At 72.6% G+C, this 19442-nt stretch carries 18 protein-coding genes; 11 read left to right on the top strand and 7 right to left on the bottom strand.

All coding sequences use genetic code 11. The features are described 5' to 3' along the window. Nucleotides 1-48 precede the first annotated feature (48 nt). From ABZ937_RS24885 to ABZ937_RS24875, 3 genes are all read left to right on the top strand, one after another. Entirely contained in the window at nt 49-1236 is a 1188-nt protein-coding gene (locus tag ABZ937_RS24885) for a S1 family peptidase (protein WP_361695393.1), read from the top strand. Between the two features lie 118 nt (nt 1237-1354). Then, a complete protein-coding gene (locus ABZ937_RS24880) occupies nt 1355-3691 on the top strand; it encodes an AbfB domain-containing protein (RefSeq protein WP_361695391.1) in 2337 nt (778 codons plus the stop codon). A gap of 164 nt (nt 3692-3855) precedes the next feature. Then, nucleotides 3856-4359: a DUF2269 domain-containing protein gene (locus ABZ937_RS24875; RefSeq protein ID WP_361695389.1), complete on the top strand. Its 504-nt coding sequence runs from the start codon at nt 3856-3858 to the stop codon at nt 4357-4359. A gap of 22 nt (nt 4360-4381) precedes the next feature. Here the strand turns inward: ABZ937_RS24875 and ABZ937_RS24870 are convergent, their stop codons facing one another. Together ABZ937_RS24870 and ABZ937_RS24865 are read right to left on the bottom strand one after the other, a co-directional pair. Continuing rightward, nucleotides 4382-4807 carry a pyridoxamine 5'-phosphate oxidase family protein gene (locus ABZ937_RS24870; RefSeq protein ID WP_361695387.1) on the bottom strand — a complete coding sequence of 142 codons (426 nt, stop codon included), beginning with the start codon at nt 4805-4807 and terminating at the stop codon, nt 4382-4384. A gap of 10 nt (nt 4808-4817) precedes the next feature. After that, entirely contained in the window at nt 4818-5033 is a 216-nt protein-coding gene (locus ABZ937_RS24865; protein ID WP_361695385.1) for a hypothetical protein, read from the bottom strand. Nucleotides 5034-5314: 281 nt separating this feature from the next. Here ABZ937_RS24865 and ABZ937_RS24860 point away from each other — a divergent pair, with 281 nt between their 5' ends. Then, nucleotides 5315-6475, top strand: a complete 1161-nt coding sequence (locus ABZ937_RS24860; protein WP_361695383.1) for a lactate 2-monooxygenase — start codon at nt 5315-5317, stop codon at nt 6473-6475. A gap of 51 nt (nt 6476-6526) precedes the next feature. On the opposite strand, the gene ABZ937_RS24855 is transcribed toward ABZ937_RS24860, so the two are convergent. The 3 genes from ABZ937_RS24855 to ABZ937_RS24845 form a co-directional block, all read right to left on the bottom strand. Continuing rightward, complete coding sequence (locus ABZ937_RS24855) at nt 6527-8047, bottom strand: MFS transporter (RefSeq protein ID WP_361695381.1); 1521 nt, start codon at nt 8045-8047, stop codon at nt 6527-6529. 272 nt (nt 8048-8319) lie between these two features. Then, nucleotides 8320-9354: a DUF6745 domain-containing protein gene (locus ABZ937_RS24850; RefSeq protein ID WP_361695379.1), complete on the bottom strand. Its 1035-nt coding sequence runs from the start codon at nt 9352-9354 to the stop codon at nt 8320-8322. 17 nt (nt 9355-9371) lie between these two features. Then, nucleotides 9372-9698, bottom strand: coding sequence for a hypothetical protein (locus ABZ937_RS24845; protein ID WP_361695377.1), 327 nt, complete (start codon nt 9696-9698; stop codon nt 9372-9374). Nucleotides 9699-9865: 167 nt separating this feature from the next. On the opposite strand from ABZ937_RS24845, the gene ABZ937_RS24840 reads away from it, so the two are divergent. From ABZ937_RS24840 to ABZ937_RS24820, 5 genes are read left to right on the top strand one after another with little or no spacing between them, the layout of a single operon-like run. After that, nucleotides 9866-10822: an STM4015 family protein gene (locus ABZ937_RS24840; RefSeq protein ID WP_361695375.1), complete on the top strand. Its 957-nt coding sequence runs from the start codon at nt 9866-9868 to the stop codon at nt 10820-10822. Next, nucleotides 10823-11998 (top strand): STM4014 family protein, encoded by a 1176-nt coding sequence (locus tag ABZ937_RS24835; protein ID WP_361695373.1) that lies wholly within the window; start codon nt 10823-10825, stop codon nt 11996-11998. A gap of 46 nt (nt 11999-12044) precedes the next feature. Beyond that, on the top strand, nt 12045-12902 hold the full coding sequence (locus tag ABZ937_RS24830; RefSeq protein ID WP_361695371.1) for an STM4013/SEN3800 family hydrolase: 858 nt from the start codon (nt 12045-12047) through the stop codon (nt 12900-12902). Then, nucleotides 12899-14251 (top strand): STM4012 family radical SAM protein, encoded by a 1353-nt coding sequence (locus ABZ937_RS24825; RefSeq protein ID WP_361695369.1) that lies wholly within the window; start codon nt 12899-12901, stop codon nt 14249-14251. The genes ABZ937_RS24830 and ABZ937_RS24825 overlap by 4 nt, the downstream gene beginning before the upstream one ends. A gap of 9 nt (nt 14252-14260) precedes the next feature. Next, nucleotides 14261-15136 carry an STM4011 family radical SAM protein gene (locus ABZ937_RS24820; RefSeq protein ID WP_361695367.1) on the top strand — a complete coding sequence of 292 codons (876 nt, stop codon included), beginning with the start codon at nt 14261-14263 and terminating at the stop codon, nt 15134-15136. 115 nt (nt 15137-15251) lie between these two features. Here the strand turns inward: ABZ937_RS24820 and snpA are convergent, their stop codons facing one another. Further along, on the bottom strand, nt 15252-15941 hold the full coding sequence (gene snpA, locus ABZ937_RS24815) for a snapalysin (protein ID WP_361695365.1): 690 nt from the start codon (nt 15939-15941) through the stop codon (nt 15252-15254). A 181-nt stretch (nt 15942-16122) separates the two neighbouring features. On the opposite strand from snpA, the gene ABZ937_RS24810 reads away from it, so the two are divergent. Next, nucleotides 16123-17118: a LysR family transcriptional regulator gene (locus tag ABZ937_RS24810; protein ID WP_361695363.1), complete on the top strand. Its 996-nt coding sequence runs from the start codon at nt 16123-16125 to the stop codon at nt 17116-17118. Here the strand turns inward: ABZ937_RS24810 and ABZ937_RS24805 are convergent. Next, entirely contained in the window at nt 17081-17692 is a 612-nt protein-coding gene (locus tag ABZ937_RS24805; protein WP_361695361.1) for a TetR/AcrR family transcriptional regulator, read from the bottom strand. The two genes, ABZ937_RS24810 and ABZ937_RS24805, sit on opposite strands and share 38 nt — an antisense overlap. Before the next feature lie 72 nt (nt 17693-17764). Between ABZ937_RS24805 and ABZ937_RS24800 the strand changes: the two genes are divergently transcribed. Continuing rightward, nucleotides 17765-19384, top strand: coding sequence for an FAD-binding oxidoreductase (locus tag ABZ937_RS24800; protein ID WP_361695359.1), 1620 nt, complete (start codon nt 17765-17767; stop codon nt 19382-19384). The last annotated feature ends 58 nt before the right edge of the window (nt 19385-19442 follow it).

Below are 19442 nucleotides of genomic sequence, written 5' to 3'. Positions count from 1 at the left end.
GAAATCGGCTGTTCCACCCCACCCCTGGAACGACGAAGGGCAAGTCCCATGAGACGCAGAAGAGTTACGCATGCCGCACTGGCCACGCTCCTGGTCCTCGGCGGACTGAGTGCGGCAGGCACGATCCCCGCGGCGGCGACCGGCTCCACCGCCCGGCACGCCGGATCGTCCGGAACCGCCGTGTCCGCCAAGCCCGCCGCCGACGGAGTCGTGACCGCCATGCAGCGCGATCTCGGCCTCACCCGGAAGCAGGCCGAAGCGCGGATCGCGGCCGAGCGGACCGCCGCGACGCTCGCTCCGAAGGTGCGCCGCGCGGCCGGCGATGCCTACGCCGGCTCCTGGTTCGACCCCGCGAAGGGGCGCCTGACGGTGGCGCTCACGCCGGCGGCCCCGACAGCCGCACGCGAGACGATCGAGGCGGCCGGGGCCGGCGTCCGTACGGTCGCGCACAGCGCCCGGCAACTCGACACCGCCAAGGCGCGCATCGACCGGCTGTCCGCCCCCTCGGGGGTGAGCAGTTGGCACGTCGACCCGATGGCCAGCACGGTCGTCGTCGACGTACGCGACGACCGTGCTGACAACGATGTCCGCCGGTTCGTGTCCCAGGCCCGCAAGGCGGGCCCCGTCACCGTCAGGACCGTCTCCGCCGCCCCGCGGACCTTCGCCGCCGGAACGGTCGGCGGCGACCCCTACTACACCGGCAACGTCCGCTGCTCCATCGGCTTTTCGGTGTACGGCGGCTTCGTCACCGCCGGGCACTGCGGGCAGCCCGGTGCCGGCGTCAGCGGCTGGGACGGCTCCTACATCGGCACCTTCCAGGGCTCCTCGTTCCCGGACAACGACTACGCCTGGGTGAGCGTCGGCAGCGGCTGGTGGACGGTCCCGGTTGTGCTGGGCTGGGGCACCGTGTCCGACCAGCTCGTGCGCGGCTCGGCCGCGGCGCCCGTCGGCTCCTCCGTCTGCCGCTCGGGATCGACCTCGCACTGGCACTGCGGGACGGTGCTGGCGACCAACGAGACCGTCAACTACAGCCAGGGCGCGGTGCACCAGCTGACGAAGACGAGCGCCTGCGCCGAGCCCGGCGACTCCGGCGGCTCCTTCATCACCGGCGACCAGGCGCAGGGCGTCACCTCCGGCGGCTGGGGCAACTGCGCCGGCGGCGGCGAGACCTGGTTCCAGCCGGTCAACGAGATCCTCAACCGGTACGGCCTGACCCTGCACACGTACACCGGCTGACCCCGTAGGCGCACCACCCGAGCCGCACCCGTACCGACCGCACGCGGTCCCACCGGGGGTTCCGTGCGCACAGCGGCGGAACCCCCGCCCGTGGCGCCGCATCGACCAGGGAGCAGACATGGTGCTGAGACAGGCCCTACGCCACCTCGTGACCGCCCTCGTGGTCACGACGCTCGCCGTCACCACCCTCCTCACGGCGGGGGCGACTCCCTCCCGGGCCGCCGCAGTGACCTGGACGCCCAAACCCGCCCCGATGACCACGCCCTGGACCGACCAGGTCTCCGTGGACCACCCCCTGCCCGAATACCCCCGACCGCAGCTCACCCGGCCCGACTGGGCCAACCTCAACGGCATCTGGGACTTCGCCGTCACCGACCGCGACGCCCCGCAGCCCACGACGTTCGGCGAGCGGATCCGCGTACCGTTCGCCCCCGAGTCCGCGCTCTCCGGCATCCAGCGCAAGATCACCGGGGAGGACAGGCTCTGGTACAAGCGCACCTTCACCGTGCCCGCCGGCTGGAGCGGCCGACGCGTCCAGCTCGACTTCGGCGCCTCCGACTGGGAGACGACCGTCTGGATCAACGGCCGGCAGGCAGGCGCCGTGCACCGCGGCGGCTACGACGCCTTCTCGTACGACATCACGCCCCTGCTGAACGCCGGCACCAACACCGTCGTCGTCTCCGCGTACGACCCGACGGAGACCGGCGGCCAGGCCATCGGCAAACAGCGCATCCAGGACGTCACCCCGCACGCCGGCCGGAGCATCGTCTACACCGCCTCCTCCGGCATCTGGCAGACCGTCTGGCTTGAGCCGACCGCGGCGGCGCACATCACCCGGCTCGACCTGGTCCCGCACCTGGAGGACGGCACGCTGCACGTGACCGTGCGCGGCAGCGGAGCCGGTGGCGCGGCCGTGAAGGTCACCGTCTCCAGCGGCGGCACGCCGGTCGGCAGCGCCGACGGAACGGTCGGCACCGAATTCGCCGTACCGGTGCCGAACACCCACCTGTGGTCACCCGACGACCCCTTCCTGTACGACGTCACGGCCCAGCTGACCGGCAGCCCGGGCCGCGACAGGGTCGGCGGCTACGCCGGTATGCGCTCGATCGCCGTGAAGGACGTGAACGGCGTCCGCAGGCCGGTCCTCAACGGCCGGTTCGTCTTCCAGACCGGCACCCTCGACCAAGGGTTCTGGCCGGACGGCGTCTACACCGCCCCCACCGACGCGGCCCTCAAGTCCGACCTGCAGAAACACAAGGACCTGGGCTTCAACATGGTCCGCAAGCACATCAAGGTCGAACCGCAGCGCTGGTTCTACTGGGCGGACCGGCTCGGTCTGCTGGTGTGGCAGGACATGCCGTCCATGGACAGCGGCAGGACACCGGACAGCGCGGCCCGCACCCAGTGGGAGAGCGAGTACAAGACCATCATCGACCAGCACCGCAGCTCGCCCGCTCTCGTGCAGTGGGTCGACCAGAACGAGGGCTGGGGCCAGTACGACCAGGCACGCATCGCGGACATGGTCAAGGCGTACGACCCCTCGCGCCTGGTCGACAACATGAGCGGCGTCAACTGCTGCGGCGCCCAGGACGGCGGCAACGGCGACGTCGTCGACAACCACAACTACGTCGGACCGGGCAACACGCCGGCCGAGTCGGTGCGCGCCTCGGTGCTGGGGGAGTACGGCGGCCTCGGCTACCGGGTCGCCGGGCACGAGTGGTATCCGGGCGGCGGTTTCAGCTACGAGGACCAGCCGAGCCTGTCCGCGCTCGACAACCGGCTCGTCGGGCTGCTCGACGGCATCCGGGAGAACGCCATGCCCGCCGGGGGTCTCTCCGCCTCCGTCTACACGCAGATCACCGACGTCGAGAACGAGGCCAACGGGCTGATGACCTACGACCGCCAGGTCCTCAAGGTCGACGCGGCCCGCGTCCGCGCGGCCAACCAGGCGCTCATCGCCGCCTCCCGCACCATCGGCCCGCCGGTGAAGCTGCCGCTGGAGCAGTACGTGTCGATCCGCGTCACGACACCCGGCTACACCGACCGCTACATCCGGCACTACGACGGGCTCGGCTACACCGAGGTGGTCGGCTCCGGCAGCAGCGACCTGCTGAAGCAGGACGCCACCTGGAAGGTCAAGCCGGGCCTGGCGAACAAGCTCTGCTACTCCTTCGAGTCGCGCAACTATCCGGGTGAGTACCTGCGCCACCGCGACTTCCGCGTGCGCCGCGAGGCGGGCGACGGCTCCGCGCTGTACAAGGCCGACGCGACCTGGTGCCCGGTCCAGGGCAATGGCGGCATCAGGCTCTCCGCGGCCGGCTTCCCCGGCCAGTACCTGCGGCACATCGACGCCGAACTCTGGCTGGCCCAACGGGACGGCACGCACGCCTGGGACAACCCGAGCACCTTCACGGAGGACACCACCTGGGCCGTCGAAGCCCCCTGGGCGCCCTGACGGCTCGATACGCCGCGACGCGGGTCCGCGCGCCCGAGGGTTCCTCCCTCGGGCGCACCCCCGTCTCGTCAGGAGCGACACGGGGCGCGTACGCCCCGGCGAGTACACCGGGTTACTCCCCGTGCCAGACGTCACCGCCGAGCTGCTGCGGCACCGTGTCACCCATGAAGCTGACCCGACCCGCGCGCCGGGCATCCCTCGTCGTCCACGTGGTCGCCTCCGCGAGCTGGCTGGGGCTCACGCTCGGTCTGCTCGCCCTGGCCGTCACCGCCACCATGACCGGATCGGCGGTGCCCGCCGAGGCGTCCGTCCGAGCCATGAAGCTCTTCGCGGACTGGCTGCTGCTCCCCGTCGCGTTCCTGACCTTCGGCAGCGGCGTCCTGCTGTCCGTGGGCACCCAGTGGGGACTGGCCCGGCACCGATGGGTCCACACGAAGTTCTGGCTGACCCTCGCCACCATCGCCGCCACGGCGTTCGCGCTGCGCCCGGGCGTGAACTCCGCGATCGCCGACATGGCGGCGGGCGGACCACCGGCCGGACCCCGCGATCTCCTGCCCGGCCCGATCGTGTCGCTGAGCGCCTACGTCTTCATGACGGCGATCTCGGTCCTCAAGCCCTGGGGACTCACTCGGCGCGGCAGAAACCACCGGGGCCTGCGTCCCGCATGACCAGGCACGGGCCGGATCGGGGTCAGAAGGTTCCCAGGTCGGCGGACAGCCAGTGCTCGGGCCGCATGTAGATGATGAAGTGCTCGGCGAGCTGGTTCCGGTCGAACTCCACGTACGCGGCGACCTTCTCCTCCGGGATGTACCGCGCGGCCATCTCCCAGGTGTGTTCGTCGCTGTCGGGGGCCGTTCTGGTGACCGGCCCCTCCACCCACACGTAGCGCGTGGTGGGTTGCGTACGCTGCACCATCAGGCTGAAGCGTCCCGCGGAGCGGATCGCCCGCGCCTTTCTGGAATCGGGTCCCGTACGGACCCACAGTTCGCCACCCGGCGTGTACTGGTACCAGATGGGCACGGTCAGCGGGGCGCGGCCCGGTCGGTCGACCACGGACAGTGCCCCGATATGAGGCTCCGCCAGAAACTGCTCTCGCTCTTGTGGGGAGAGTGTCATGGGGCCGACCCTAGTCGGCTCCGCGCTCCATGACGCGTCGGGCCGCCTCGGCCTCCGCCGCCGGTGGGGACAACTCGTCGAGCGTGTCCAGCTCGTCGTCCGCTTCCAGTTCCCGCTCCCACGCCGCCGCGAGCTGCTCCTGCTCCTCGCGTGGCTTCGCGCCGACGGCCTCCCGGTGCTCGGGGTCCAGCGCGGCCAGGAATCGTTCGACCGAGTCCTTCGGCATGCAGTGCTCCTTGTCGCCGCTGACGGTGCCGCTCCGGCCCAGCATGGCCAACCAGGAACGTACCGGCGGCCCGACACGGCCCGGGACCACCCTGATGGCTCCGAAGGGGGAGGGGGCGAAGAGCCAAAAGGCGCGATCACCCGTGTGGAGGTCTCGCGTGTTCGTGCGTTTCCTTCGGCCTTGTGGCGAGAATCCCGCGTCTTCGCTGTTCCTGGTGGCTAGTCTCGCCCCGTAGGAGGCCCAGCAGCTCGCACATCGGGGCCCGAGCCGAGGACTGGATCATGACATTCGCCGACTACCAGAGCGAGATCTACTTCAACGGACTGTTCGGTGTGGCCCCGCGGCTGCCGATGAGCTACGCCGAGCTGGAGCCGCCGGCCCAGGCCGCGATGCCCCCCTCGATCCGGTCCTACGTAGCCGGCGGCGCCGGGGACGAGCACACCCAGCGGGCCAACGTCACCGCCTTCCAGCAGTGGGGCCTCGTCCCGCGCATGCTGGTCGGCGCGGCCGAGCGGGACCTGTCGATCGACCTGTTTGGCATGCACCTGCCGTCACCGGTGTTCATGGCCCCGATCGGCGTGATCGGGCTGTGCGCGCAGGACGGCCACGGCGACCTCGCCACCGCCCGCGCCGCCGCCCGGACCGGCGTGCCGATGGTCGCCTCCACCCTGACCGTCGACCCGATGGAGGAGGTGGCCGCCGAGTTCGGCGACACCCCCGGCTTCTTCCAGCTGTACACCCCCACCGACCGGGAACTGGCCGAGAGCCTGGTCCACCGCGCCGAGAAGGCCGGGTTCAAGGGCATCGTGGTCACTCTCGACACCTGGATCACCGGCTGGCGCCCCCGCGACCTGGGCGTCAGCAACTTTCCCCAGCTACGCGGCCACTGTCTGGCCAACTACACCAGCGATCCGGTCTTCCGCTCGCGCCTCGCCAAGTCCCCCGAGGATGATCAGGCAGCCGCGGTGATGCACTGGGCGAAGACCTTCGGCAACCCCCTGACCTGGGACGACCTGCCCTGGCTGCGGTCGATCACCGACCTTCCGCTGATCCTCAAGGGCATCTGCCACCCCGACGACGCCCGCCGCGCCAAGGACGCGGGCGTGGACGGCATCTACTGCTCCAACCACGGCGGCCGGCAGGCCAACGGCGGACTGCCCGCGCTGCACTGCCTGCCCGGCGTGGTCGAGGCCGCCGGGGACCTGCCCGTCCTGTTCGACTCCGGCGTCCGCTCCGGCACCGACATCGTCAAGGCCCTCGCCCTGGGCGCGACCGCCGTCGGCGTCGGCCGCCCCTACGCCTACGGCCTCGCCCTGGACGGCACCGACGGCATCGTCCACGTCCTGCGCTCCCTGCTCGCCGAAGCCGACCTCCTCATGGCCGTCGACGGCTACCCCACGCTGGCCGACCTCACGCCGGACACCCTCCAGCGCATCGGCTGACACGAGAAGATCCGTACCCCACAGCTCGTCGCCCCGCGGCGGCCGGACCGGTCAGGTCTGCCGGGCGTGGACGGGGTCGTTGGCGACCTCCTCCGGGCACTTGCGGTGCGGCCGGCTCGAACGCCGGTCACGCCGCCAGTCGAATATCGCGAGAGCCAGGGACGTCGCCATGCCCACGAGGGCGGCGCACAGCGCGGTGACGAGCGCGCCGCGGAAGTCGTGGCTCCTGTCGAGCACCAGGTAGAACAGGCCGGGCAGAGCGGCCGTACCCAGCGCGGCGCCCAGCCGCTGCCCGGTCTGCAGGGCGCCGCCCGCCGCGCCCGCCATGCGCACGGGCACGTCCCGCAGGGTCATGGTGATGTTGGGGGAGACCACGAAGCCACTGCCGACGCCGCCGAGGAACAGCACCGGGGCGGCGACCCAGGGGGCGGTGTGGAGCGGCGCGAAGCGGAGCAGCAGCGCGGCGCCGCCCAGGCCGACGATCACGCCCGTGAGGCCGCACACGGTGAGCACACGGCCGTACCTGTCCACCAGCCGGCCGGCGACCACGGCCGCGCTCGCCGAACCGAGGGCGAACGGGGTCACGGCGAGCCCGGACCGCAGCGGAGAGAAGTCGAGTCCGCGCTGGTAGAAGAGGGCGAAGACCAGCCAGACGCCGCTGAAGCCGACGAAGTACAGCGTGCCGATGCCGGCCCCGATGGCGTAGCCGCGCACGGTGGTGAACAGACGCGGGTCGAGCAGCGGCTGACCGCCCCGGGCGACGAGGCGGCGCTGCCACCGCGTGAACACGGTCAGGACCACGGCACCGACGAGGAACAGCCACCACACCCGGCCGATGCCGCCGGAGTCCGCCAGGACCAGCGGATACATGAGCGCGAGGACACCGAGGCCGAGCAGCAGGACCCCGGGGACGTCCACGTGGCCGCCCCGCCCGGAACGCTCGGTGCGGGGCAGCAGGCGGCGGCCGAGGAGCACGGCGAGGATGCCGATGGGCACGTTGACGTAGAAGATCCACCGCCAGCCCTGCGCGCCGGAGGCGAGGGCGAGGATGACGCCGCCGGTGATGGGGCCGGTGGCGGAGGAGATGCCGACGGTGGCGCCGAAGAAGCCGAAGGCTCGGCCGCGCTCGGCGCCCCGGAACATCTGCTGGATGAGCGCCGAGTTCTGCGGAGCCATGAAACCGGCCGCCAGGCCCTGGGCCAGGCGGGCCACCACCAGCAGCGTGATGTCCGGCGCCGCCCCGCAGGCCGCGCTGAACATCACGAAGCCGCTGAGGGCCAGCAGGAAGATGCGGCGCCGGTCCAGGGCGTCGCCGAGGCGGCCGGCGGTGACGAGGGCGAGAGCGAAGGCCAGGGCGTATCCGGAGACCACCCACTGCACCTGCGCGGGAGAGGCGTGCAGGTCACGCTGGATGGTGGGCAGGGCGACCGCCACGATCGTGACGTCGAGCAGGCTCATGAATCCGGCCACCAGAGTGACCCACAGGGCACGCCATCTGTTCGGATCCGGCTCGTACCCGTCCTCCTGAGCGCCCCGGTCCCGACCGCCTGACGCTGACGTCGACACTGTCACCTGGGACTCCTCTCACCAGGGCCGCACGCAGGCGAACCAGGTTCCCCCGCCGGGTACGGACACACATACCCCAGCCTGCTACGGAACCCGCCCGGACCGCTGCCCGAGCCGCTGATCGACAAGGCGCAGCCGGCCGGCGCCGGCGCCGCCCTCCCCCCGGCGCGTCGGCGGGATGCGGGGCGCCGCAACCGGGCGACGACGGACCTCGTGCCGTCGGGCGAGCGCGGGCGTCGGCGCCCTGTCGCGAGACCGCCGCACCGGCGTGGTCCGGCTCAGGTCTCACGCAGCGGCGCGTACACCGACGGGTCCAGCCCGAACGTCCAGGCGACCCCCTGCCGCGCCGTCCGGGTCGTCGGCGGCACCCGCAGCCAGTAGGTGCGGTGGGAACCGTCCGGCTCCGGTGTGGAGTTGAGCACCTCCACCATCACCACCGGCTCGTCCCCGTCGAGGTCGATCCGCCACAGGGTGCCGGTCTCGTCCGTGTGCACCGGGCGAGCGCCCGAGTCGGCCAGGTAACGGTCGTAGCCGTAGAACTCCAGCATCACCCGGCGCAGTTCGGCGTTCTCCTCGGACCGGATGCGCTCCGGCGTGAGCGTGCGCAGCTCCTCGACGAAGGACGCCTGGACCGGCATGCCCCGCCACGCGTGCAGGGCGAACCCGTCGGGGAACGCGAGCGCCGGGCCGTCGCCGCGGTCGAGCCGGCCCGCCTCGTCCCGGTGCAGCGCCGAGGGCCGCTCGCAGACGACGGCCACCTTCTCGAACGGCCACCACCAGCCCGCGCTGCGGCACACCTCGGCGAGCCCGTCGAGGGGACCCTCCTGGCCGGCGAACGCCGCGAGCCACGGCGCGTCGTGCTGCCCCAGGACCGCGTCCAGCAGCGCGAGCCGGACCTCCGCGTCCCCGCCCAGCTCGTCCAGCACACCCGCCCGGATCCGGTCGACCAGCGCCTGGGTGAGATCCCACAGCCGCCCGCCGGTGGCCGACCAGTGCGCCGCCCATCCGGCGGCGCCCAACTCCTCGTGCAGCCGCCGCCGTTCGTCCGCCCACGGCGCGTTGCGCACCGCCTCGCGCACACTCGGCCCCTTGTCCGGCAAGGCCCGCACCAGGGTGACTCCCTCGCACGGCGAGCCCGCCCACACCACGCGCTCCGGCTCGGGCAGCCCCGCCTGCCGGTAGGCCGAACGGATTCCCGCCTCCGCCCTCTTCCGGTCGGCCGGCGCCGTCGAGGCGGCCCACGCGCGCCACCGCGCGACCCCGTCCCGCCCGGTCCCGGCCTCAGCCACCGCCGGCGCTTCCACCTGCGTCATCGTCCGCTCCCCGTCTCTCAGTCCGCCACGATCCGCACGGAACCGGGCACGTACTCCCGCTGCCGCACCACCCGGTACCACCCCGCCGGCAGGGCTATCGGCGCGTGCTCCTCGTGCACGACCCGCCCGCCCTTGGGCAGATGCAGCAGCATCGGACCGAACGGCCCCGGCTCGCGCACCAGATCACCCGGTCCCACGACGGCATGCGCGTGCCCCGTGACCTCGCCCAGGGCCAGGACCAGCCGGCCCCGCCCGTCCCTCCGCTCCCGCGGCGCGCCCGCGACATGAGCCGGAACCGCCTCGTCGGCCACGGGCACGAGCAGGACGTCTCCCTGCCGGTACATGAATGCTCCCCTCGCCGCGGTGCACACCGCACCGCTTCCGTGACAGCGACAGTAGGGGCCGCCACTGACAACGCCCCGAAGGTGCCCCCGCCGCCCCTCGTTGTCAGTGGCTGTTGGTAGAACTGCGGACATCAGCCCGCTTTCACTCCAGTTCCGGGAGCAGCAGCATGACCCTTGGTGACGACCCGCAGGCCTTCCACGGGCTGCCCGTGTTCACGTTCCCCGGCCCGGACTCGAAGAAGGACCTGCCCGAACCGGAGGCGGTCGCCTGGCGCGTCGCCACCGTCGTCTACGAACCCGACGAGGAATGGGAGGCCGTGTTCGCCCGCTTCCTGGACACGGTCGACACCACCCGCGTCCGCGCGCTGATCGTCGGCGCCTGGCAGGACGCGTACGACAGCGACCCGTCCACCGTCATCGAGGCGCTGCTGGCCGCCCGGGACCGCCTTCCCGCCCTGCGCGCGATATTCCTGGGCGACATGGAGTCCGAGGAGTGTGAGATCTCCTGGATCAACCAGACGGATGTCACGCCGCTCCTGACCGGCTTCCCCGACCTGGTGGAGTTCGGCGTCCGCGGCGGATCGGGCCTGGAGTTCCCCGCCCTGCGCCACACCGCGCTGCGCAAACTGACGATGGAGACCGGCGGGCTGCCCGTGCAGGTCGTGCGCGGAGTCGGCGCCAGCGACCTGCCCGCCCTGGAGCACCTCGACCTGTGGCTCGGCACGCCCGACTACGGCGGCGACAGCGAGGCCGCCGACCTGGAGCCCCTCCTGTCCGGGGCCCGCCTGCCCCGCCTCAGGCATCTCGCGCTGCGCAACAGCGAGATGCAGGACGCCGTCGCCGCGGCCGTCGCGTCCGCGCCGGTGGTGGCCCGCCTGGAGACGCTGGACCTCTCCATGGGCATCCTGACCGACGAGGGCGCGGCAGCCCTCCTCGGCGGCCAGCCCCTGACCCACCTGAAGAAGCTCGACCTGCACTACCACTACGTCAGCGACCCCCTGCTGGACCGCATCCGGCAGACCCTGGAGCCCGCGGGCGTCGAGGTGAACCTCGACCGCGACGACGCCGACTGGGACGAGGACGAGGACGGCACGGTGTGGCGCTACGTGTCCGTGGGTGAGTGAGTGACCCCGCAAGACCGAGGCGCCCACGCGCGACCGGCCGGCGCCGTGCGGTTCGCGGTGGTCGGCAATCCCGAGAACCGTCGCGTCGCGCTCTTCGACCAGGCGGTGCGCGCGGCCGGCCTGCCCGCCCCGCGCGTCGTCGACTGGGCGCACGTGCTGCGCACCGGCGGAGCCGACTTCGCCGCCGACGAACTCGTCCGGCTCGACTCGCCGGGCGAGAACGCGGACGTCGACCGGCTGCTGCGCGGTGCCGAGGACCCCACCCGGGTGGAGGGCTCGGCCCGCTGGTACGCCACGTTGATGTCCGCGCAGCGCGGCCTGCGCGGCGGCATCCGCCTGGACGACCCGGACGAGCTCGCCGTCCTGTTCGACAAGCGCCGCTGCCACGCCGTGCTGGCCGGCGCGGGCGTGCCCGTTCCGCACTCACCCACCTCCGGCGCGGAGGCACCGCCCGTGCGCGGCTGGGACGACGTACGCGCCCGGATGGCGGAGCACCGGATGCCGCGGCTGTTCGTGAAGCTCGCGCACGGATCGTCCGCCTCCGGTGTGCTCGCGATCGAGTCGGCCGGCGGCGGCCGGATCCGGGCCACCACCTCCGTCGAACTCGCCCCGGACGGGCGGCTGTTCAACTCACTGCGGGTCCGGCGCTACGACGACGAGCGGCAGATCGCCGCCATCGTCGACACGCTCGCCCCCGACGGCCTCCACCTGGAGCGCTGGCTGCCCAAGGCCTCCCAGCAGGGGCGCGCCGCCGACCTGAGGATCGTCGTGGTGGCCGGGAAGGCCACCCACGCCGTCGTACGCACCAGCAGCTCCCCGCTGACCAACCTCCACCTCGGCGGCCGGCGAGGAGACCTCGACGCCGTCCGCGCCGCAGTGGAGACGGCAGGTGGCCGCTGGGCCGATGTCCTCGGCGTGTGCGAACAGGCCGCGGCCTGCTTCCCGCGCACCTTGTGCGTCGGAGTGGACCTGCTGCCCGCGACCGGCTGGCGCCGCATGGCCGTCGGCGAGGTCAACGCCTTCGGCGACCTGCTGCCCCGGCTCACCGGACTGCCCGGCAGCGGCGCCGAGGGCCTCGACACCTACGCGGCCCAGGTCGCCGCCGCCCTCGCCCGGCACACGCCCCCACCCCACCCCCACCAGAACGAAACGGGAACCGCTCATGCCATCGCCTGACCCGACGCCTCCGCACCTGCCTCCGGGCCGGGCCGGGCAACCGGACATGACCCGGATCGTCGGCAGCCACGACCTCCTGCTCGTCACCCTCGACACCCTGCGCCACGACGTGGCGGCCGAGCTGGCGGCGGCGGGCCGCATCCCGAACCTGGCCCGCCACCTCCCTGGCGGCCACTGGGAGGAGCGGCACGCCCCCGGCAGCTTCACCTACGCCTCCCACCAGGCCATCTTCGCCGGATTCCTGCCGACACCGGCGGCACCCGGCCCGCACCCGCGCCTGTTCGCCGCGCGCTTCGCGGGCAGCGAGACCACCGCCGACGGCACCTTCGTGTACGACACGCCGGACCTCGTCTCCGGTCTCGCCGGGGCCGGCTACCACACGGTGTGCATCGGGGGAGTGGGCTTCTTCAACAAGCAGGGCCCGCTGGGCTCGGTCCTGCCCGGGCTCTTCCACGAGTCCCACTGGGAAACGGAGTTCGGCGTCACGTCCCCCACGTCCTTCGAGGCGCAGGTGACACGTGCCGAGCAGGTCGTCCGCCGACTCCCCGCCGACCAGCGGCTGTTCCTCTTCGTCAACGTGTCCGCCCTGCACCAGCCGAACTGGTTCCACCTGCCCGGCGCCACCCGGGAGGCCGGCGACACCCGCGCGACGCACGCCGCCGCGCTGGAGTACGTGGACCGGCACATAGGCCGCCTGTTCGCCGCGGCGAGCAGCCGCCGCCGCTGCTTCGCCATCGTCTGCTCCGACCACGGCACCGCCTACGGGGACGGCGGCTACACCGGACACCGCCTCGGTCATGAATCCGTGTGGACGGTGCCCTACACGCACTTCTTCCTCGACCACGGTCAGGACCGGAAGCCCGGCCAGGACCAGGAACTCACGCCCGCCGAGGCCACCCGATGACGCTCGCCACCCAGCCCACCGCCGTCAGCCCGTACCAGAGCTACGTCTACGCCTACCCCCACAAGACCGCCTACCGTCGTCTGCCCGACCGCCCCGCGCTCACCACCCTGTGGGAGCGGGAGCCCAAGGACGCGCTCTCCCTCTACCTGCACGTGCCGTTCTGCGAGGTCCGCTGCGGCTTCTGCAACCTGTTCACCCGGATCGGTGCCCCCGACGGCCTCACCACCGCCTACCTCGACGCCCTGGAACGGCAGGCGACGACGGTCCACGCGGCCCTCGGCGACACGGCCGGCGACGTCCGCTTCGTGACGGCCGCGTTCGGCGGCGGTACCCCCACCTTCCTCACCGCCACCGAACTTGAGCGCCTGTGCGACATAGCCGAGCACCGGATGGGCGCCGACCTGAGCGCCGTCCCGCTCTCCGTCGAGGCGTCACCCGCGACGGCCACCGCCGACCGTCTGACGGTCCTGGCCGACCGGGGCACCACCCGGCTCAGCCTCGGCGTCCAGAGCTTCGTCGACACCGAGGCCCGCGCGGCGGTACGCCCGCAACGCCGTAGCGACGTGGAAGCCGCCCTCGGCCGGGTCCGAGACGCGGACATCCCGGTCCTCAACATCGACCTCATCTACGGCATCGACGGCCAGACCGACGCCACCTGGCTCCACTCCCTGAACGCCGCCCTCGCCTGGCACCCGGAGGAGCTGTACCTCTACCCCCTCTACGTCCGCCCCCTCACCGGCCTCGACCGCCGTCACCCCGGCCCGGACCCGGCCTGGGACGAGCAACGGCTGCGCCTGTACCGCCTCGGGCGCGACCACCTCCTCGCACACGGCTACGTCCAGCACTCGATGCGCATGTTCCGCCGTGCGGACGCCCCGCCGCAGGGCGCGGACGACTACGCCTGCCAGACCGACGGCATGATCGGCCTCGGCTGCGGCGCCCGCTCGTACACGGCCGATCTGCACTACTCCTTCGACTACGCCGTCGACATGCACGAGATCCGCGCCATCATCGACGACTACGTGTCCCGCCCCGCCGCCGACTTCGCCCACGCGGAGTACGGCCGCCGTATGACACCCGACGAGGCACGCCGGCGCCACCTCCTGCAGTCCCTGCTCCAGACGGAGGGCCTGACCGTCGCCGACTACCGGTCACGCTTCGGCAGCGACCCCGCCGACGACTTCGGCCCCGAGCTGAGCCGCTTCGCCGACCGCGGCTGGCTCGCGGAGGACGGCGATCCGCAGCTGCTGCGCCTGACGGCGGAGGGCGTGGCACACTCCGACGCGATAGGCCCGGAGCTGTTCTCCCCGGCCGTACGGGCCGCGATGGCCGCGTACGAGCGCAAGTAGGCCGCCCGCATGGACCTGACGATCCTCTACCGCGGCCCACTCGCCTCCTGCGACTACGACTGCCCGTACTGCCCGTTCGCGAAGCGGCGCGACAGCACGGACCAGCTGCGCGCCGACCGGGCGGCCCTGGACCGCTTCACCGCGTGGGCCACCGCCCAGACCGGCGACCGCCTCTCGGTCCTCTTCACCCCGTGGGGCGAGGGCCTGGTCCGCTCCTGGTACCGGCGGGCCCTGGTGGACCTGTCCCGGCTGCCGCACGTACGGCGCGTCGCCATCCAGACCAACCTCAGCTGCCGCACGGACTGGCTGGGCGACGCCGACCCCGACACCGTGGCTCTGTGGTGCACGTACCATCCCGGTCAGACCCCGTACGACCGCTTCCTGGCGAAGTGCCGCGATCTCGCGGAGCGAGGCATCCGCCACAGCGTCGGCATCGTGGGCCTGCCCGACCACCTGCAGCACGCCCGCCGGCTGCGCGCCGACCTGCCCGACCACGTCTACCTCTGGGTGAACGCCGCCGAGGGCCACACCTACACCGACGCGGAGGCCGCCGCGTGGACAAACCTGGACCCGCTGTTCCCCTACAGCCGCCACCCGCACGCCAGCGCCGGACTGCCCTGCCGCACCGGCGAGTCGGTCGTCTCGGTCGACGGCGAGGGCACCGTCCGCCGCTGCCACTTCGTCCGCACCGAACTCGGCAACCTCTACGATGGCTCCTACCGGGCAGCCCTCCGCCCGCGCCCCTGCCCGCTGGCCGTGTGCGACTGCCACATCGGCTACGTCCACCTCGAAACGCTCCCGCTGTACGACGTGTTCGCAGGCGGCGTCCTGGAGCGCATACCGGCGGCGGGGCACGGGGGACCGGCGCGCCGCGCCGCCGGGTAGGTGCCCGTGCCCGGGGCGGACGGCAGCGGTGCGGACCGCGGGTCGGCGCCGCGGCCCGCACCGCAGGGACGGGCTGGACCGTGCGAGAGGCGTCAGCCGGGCTCGCTCACCGGGCTCAGTCCGTCTGGCCGATCCGGGCGAGGGCCTTGGCGAGGCCGTTGGCCCACAGCTGGTTGACCCGGGCGCGCTCGGTGGCGTTCGGGTACCGGTTGGTGCAGGACGTGCCGGGGCCGCCGCCGGACATCAGCTCGCTGCACGGGCCGCTGTAGTGGTCGGGCAGGCCCAGCACATGGCCGGTCTCGTGCGCGGCGACGCGGATCGAGTCGTACTGCCGGTTCTGCGCGTAGTCCAGGAAGATGTAGCCGCGGCCGTGGCCGTCGGTGGACGCGTACGACCCGCGCGGGTCGTTGCCCTCGTAGTAGGCGAAGTCGCCCGAGCCCGAGGTGGCCTGGAGCTTCACGTTCGACACGGAGCTGTTCCAGATGGAGGCGGCGCTCGATATCTGGGAGCGGAAGCTCGGGGCCTGCCCGGCGTTGTAGTAGACGGTCACCACCTTCAGGGAGGGCTGGGCGGCCTGCCGCTTCGCGACCGACTTCAGCACGGCGTCGTAGAACGCCTTGTTGCCGGCACTCTCGGCCGAGCCCGTGTAGCCGACGCTGGGGGCGTGGGCGGGGGCTTGTGCGGTGTCCTGGGCGCTCGCCGGGCTCACGGTGCCGAGCGCGGCGGAGGCCAGACCGAGACCGAGTGCGAGGGCCACGAGTCTCCTGGAGTTCTTCGAACCGGTGCTCTGGCGGAACGACGCCATGGGGGGCTCCTACTCGTTCTGTGGGGTGGAACGATCGGTTGCCAGTGAGTCTCGGACAGGCCAACGGGTCGGCGGATGATGGCAATCGGGGATAGCACGGGGCTATCGGTGGCCAACTCGTCCGCTTTCGTTGGAACTTGAACATCTGGTGTCGTGCACCTGTCCGCCCTACGCTCCCCCCATGGAGCTGGAGGTGAGGCACCTGCGCGTTCTCTGTGCCATCGCCGACACCGGCAGTCTGCACAAAGCGGCCCGGCAACTCGGCATGGCGCAGCCCTCGTTGAGCACCCAGCTGCGGCGCATCGAGAACGCACTCGGCGCCCAGCTCTTCGTGCGCACCCGGACCGGCTGCCGGCCCACACCGCTGGGGCTGGCGGTGCTGAGCCGGGCCAGGCCGCTGGTGGCGGAGTTCGCGGCGATCGTGACCGAGACCAGGGCGGCCGCTGCCCGTGCCGCCGGCGGTTTCCAGCTGCGCATCGGCGCCACCGCGAGTCGCGCCATCCCGGGCTGGCTACGCCTGCTGAGGGCGCGAGTCCCGCGGATCGAACCGACGTTGCAGATGAACGTGTCCGCCAACGCCCTGCTGGGCATGGTCGCCACGGGCCGGCTCGACATGGCCTTCGTGCACGAGGTCGAGGGCAGTCCGCTGCGCATCCCGCCGGGGCTGAGCCTGCGGGTGCTCGTCGAGCGCGAACCGCAGTTCGTCACGCTCGCCGCGGACCATCCGGCGGCCGCACGGCGGCAGGTGAGCCTTGCCGACCTGGCCGGCGACCGCTGGATGGTCGACTCCACGGTGGACGGCGAATGGGACGCCCTCTCCCGGGTGCTGCGCGCGGCCGGCCTGGACTCCGACATACTGCACGGCGACTACCTCACCGCGTACTCGCTGGCCGCCATCGGCGAGGTGGTCACCGTCAGCCAGCCGACCGCCCTGCCCCGCCCCGACTGCGCGATCCGCCCCCTGGAGGGCGACCCGATCGGCGTACGCCTGCTCCTGGCGGCCCGTACAGAGGCCGAACTGGACGATGCCTACCCGGAGTTGGAGGAGGCCTACTGGACGGTCGCGCGTGACGCCCCGGCCTACCGCGACTGGCTGGCGCGGGCGCGCCGGCCCACCGGCCCACGCCCTGAAGCGTTGTTCACACCGCTGAGGGTGGCCGGCCGCCGAGTGCGGTGAGGAGGCGCGCGCAGCGGGCCGTCATCTCGGTCGCGGTCTGCTCCGGATGGTCCGACCACCAGCGCATGACGGCCGTCACGGCGTACTGCCAGACGTCGTTGAGGAGTTCGTGGTCGAGCGGGTCGTCGTGTCCCGCGCGAGTGAGGAGCTGGGCGGCACCCGCGGCGCCCATGGCGGCGAGGCGTCCGCGGTAGAGGCGCACTGCGTCGCGCAGTTCGCCGATCGGGGGCAGGGCCGGGTCGTAGAGGACGGACCAGGCGTGCCGGCGCCGCTCGACCGCGGTGAAGAGCGCGCCGAGGGTGTCCAGCGCGTGATCGGTGGAGCCGCTGCGGGACCGGGCGGCGGCCACGGCGTCCACCAGCAGGCCGCCGACCTCGTGGACGCAGGCGAGGTACAGGCCGTCCTTGGAGTCGAAGTAGCTGTAGACCAGCGGTTTGGAGATTCCCGCGCGCTGCGCGACGGCGGCGACGGACACGCCCGCGTAGCCGTGCGCGCCGAACTCCTCCACGGCTACGTCGATGATCTGCCGCTCCCGGTCCGCGCGGGAGACACCTTTGGTACCGGCCTTGCCCATGCGGTCCACTGTAGCCCACCATATGACCCCTCGGTAATTTACCCATCGGTCAATTCAGGGGAGTGCGGCGTCATGACACGGTCGTGGTGGGGCTGGGGAAACGTCGAGGACGCGGTGCGCGGAGCCGAACTCACCGCGCTGCTGGCCCGCGTACAGGCGCTGACGCCGGGCGATCTGACGGACCACCAGCCGCCGGCCATCGCCTCGCTCGGCCTGCCCGCACCCCGGGTGACCCCACCCGCCTCCCTCGCCGGCCTGTGCTCCGCCGACCCGGCCGACCGCGCCGCGCACGCACACGGCAAGGCGTTCAGGGACGTCGTACGCAATCTGCACGGCGAGCTGCGCCACGTACCGGACCTCGTGGCGCGGCCCCGCGACGAGCGTGAGGTGACCGACCTCCTCGACTGGTGCACCCGGGAGGGCATCGCCGTGGTCCCGTTCGGCGGCGGCACCTCCGTGGTCGGCGGCGTCGAGCCGCGGTGCGACGGCCACCCCGCCGTGGTCACTGTGGACCTGGGCCGCATGGACCGGGTCCTGGAGATCGACCGGACGAGCCGCGCCGCGCGGATCCAGACCGGCGTGCTCGGCCCGCATCTGGAGAGTCAGCTCAGCCCGCACGGGCTGACGCTGCGTCACTTCCCGCAGTCCTTCGAGTTCTCCACGCTCGGCGGCTGGCTCGCGACACGCGCCGGCGGCCACTACGCGACGCTGTTCACGCACATCGACGACCTGGTCGAGTCGCTGCGGGTGATCACCCCGAGCGGGGTCAGCGCGTCGCGACGGTTGCCGGGCTCCGGCGCGGGGCCGTCGCCGGACCGGCTCTTCCTGGGCAGCGAGGGAACACTGGGCGTCATCACCGAGGCATGGATGCGCCTGCGGGAAAGGCCCCGCTGGCGCGCCAGGGCGTCGGTACGCTTCGGCGACCACGCGGCGGCGGTGGCAGCCACCCGCGCGATCGCGCAGAGCGGGCTGAACCCGGCCAACTGCCGCCTGCTGGACGCGGCCGAATCGTTGATCAACGCGGGCGTGAGCGTGGGCGGCGGGGTACTCGTCCTCGCCTTCGAGTCCGCCGACCATCCGGTGCGCCACAGCCTGGAGCGGGCCCTGGAACTGTGCCGCGACCACGGCGGAGAACCGTCCGCCGCCACCCGGGGCGAGTCCGGCCGGGACTCCGACCAGGAGCCGGGCGAGGCCACGGCCGGTGGATCCGTCACGGAGGCGTGGCGCTCGTCGTTCCTGCGGATGCCCTACCAGCGCGACGCCCTGGCCCGGCACGCGATGATCGCCGAGACGTTCGAGACGGCGTGCACCTGGGACACCTTCGACGCGCTCCACCGGGCCGTCACCGAGGCGGCACGGCAGGCCATCCGCGAGGCCACCGGAACGGACGGTGTCGTCACCTGCCGCTTCACCCACGTCTACCCGGACGGACCCGCGCCGTACTTCGGCGTCTACGCGGCCGGCCGCTGGGGCAGCACAGTGGCCCAGTGGGATCACATCAAGGCCGCGGTGTCCGAGGCGATCGAGAGGTCCGGCGGCACGATCACCCACCACCACGCGGTCGGGCGCGACCACCGCCCCTGGTACGACCGCCAGCGCCCCGACCCCTTCGCCGCCGCCCTGTCCGCGGCCAAGGCCGCCCTGGACCCGGCCGGCGTCCTCAACCCTGGAGTGCTCCTCCCGGCGCCGTAGCCGTACAGGGGGCGGCGCCATGGCTGCCCCCATCCCTGGCTGTCGGCGGCGGCAACTA

The sequence above is a fragment of the Streptomyces sp. NPDC046727 genome (assembly GCF_040645635.1).
Taxonomy (GTDB): Bacteria; Actinomycetota; Actinomycetes; order Streptomycetales; family Streptomycetaceae; genus Streptomyces.
This window is presented reverse-complemented; position numbering and strand designations above follow the sequence as displayed.

What these genes read in the sequence shown, in the direction of transcription:
- ABZ937_RS24885 (WP_361695393.1), top strand. Translation starts at nt 49, where the DNA reads ATGAGACGCAGAAGAGTTACGCATGCCGCACTGGCCACGCTCCTGGTC.
- ABZ937_RS24880 (WP_361695391.1), top strand. Translation starts at nt 1,355, where the DNA reads ATGGTGCTGAGACAGGCCCTACGCCACCTCGTGACCGCCCTCGTGGTC.
- ABZ937_RS24875 (WP_361695389.1), top strand. Translation starts at nt 3,856, where the DNA reads ATGAAGCTGACCCGACCCGCGCGCCGGGCATCCCTCGTCGTCCACGTG.
- ABZ937_RS24870 (WP_361695387.1), bottom strand. Translation starts at nt 4,807, where the DNA reads ATGACACTCTCCCCACAAGAGCGAGAGCAGTTTCTGGCGGAGCCTCAT.
- ABZ937_RS24865 (WP_361695385.1), bottom strand. Translation starts at nt 5,033, where the DNA reads ATGCCGAAGGACTCGGTCGAACGATTCCTGGCCGCGCTGGACCCCGAG.
- ABZ937_RS24860 (WP_361695383.1), top strand. Translation starts at nt 5,315, where the DNA reads ATGACATTCGCCGACTACCAGAGCGAGATCTACTTCAACGGACTGTTC.
- ABZ937_RS24850 (WP_361695379.1), bottom strand. Translation starts at nt 9,354, where the DNA reads ATGACGCAGGTGGAAGCGCCGGCGGTGGCTGAGGCCGGGACCGGGCGG.
- ABZ937_RS24845 (WP_361695377.1), bottom strand. Translation starts at nt 9,698, where the DNA reads ATGTACCGGCAGGGAGACGTCCTGCTCGTGCCCGTGGCCGACGAGGCG.
- ABZ937_RS24840 (WP_361695375.1), top strand. Translation starts at nt 9,866, where the DNA reads ATGACCCTTGGTGACGACCCGCAGGCCTTCCACGGGCTGCCCGTGTTC.
- ABZ937_RS24830 (WP_361695371.1), top strand. Translation starts at nt 12,045, where the DNA reads ATGACCCGGATCGTCGGCAGCCACGACCTCCTGCTCGTCACCCTCGAC.
- ABZ937_RS24825 (WP_361695369.1), top strand. Translation starts at nt 12,899, where the DNA reads ATGACGCTCGCCACCCAGCCCACCGCCGTCAGCCCGTACCAGAGCTAC.
- ABZ937_RS24820 (WP_361695367.1), top strand. Translation starts at nt 14,261, where the DNA reads ATGGACCTGACGATCCTCTACCGCGGCCCACTCGCCTCCTGCGACTAC.
- snpA (WP_361695365.1), bottom strand. Translation starts at nt 15,941, where the DNA reads ATGGCGTCGTTCCGCCAGAGCACCGGTTCGAAGAACTCCAGGAGACTC.
- ABZ937_RS24810 (WP_361695363.1), top strand. Translation starts at nt 16,123, where the DNA reads ATGGAGCTGGAGGTGAGGCACCTGCGCGTTCTCTGTGCCATCGCCGAC.
- ABZ937_RS24805 (WP_361695361.1), bottom strand. Translation starts at nt 17,692, where the DNA reads ATGGGCAAGGCCGGTACCAAAGGTGTCTCCCGCGCGGACCGGGAGCGG.
- ABZ937_RS24800 (WP_361695359.1), top strand. Translation starts at nt 17,765, where the DNA reads ATGACACGGTCGTGGTGGGGCTGGGGAAACGTCGAGGACGCGGTGCGC.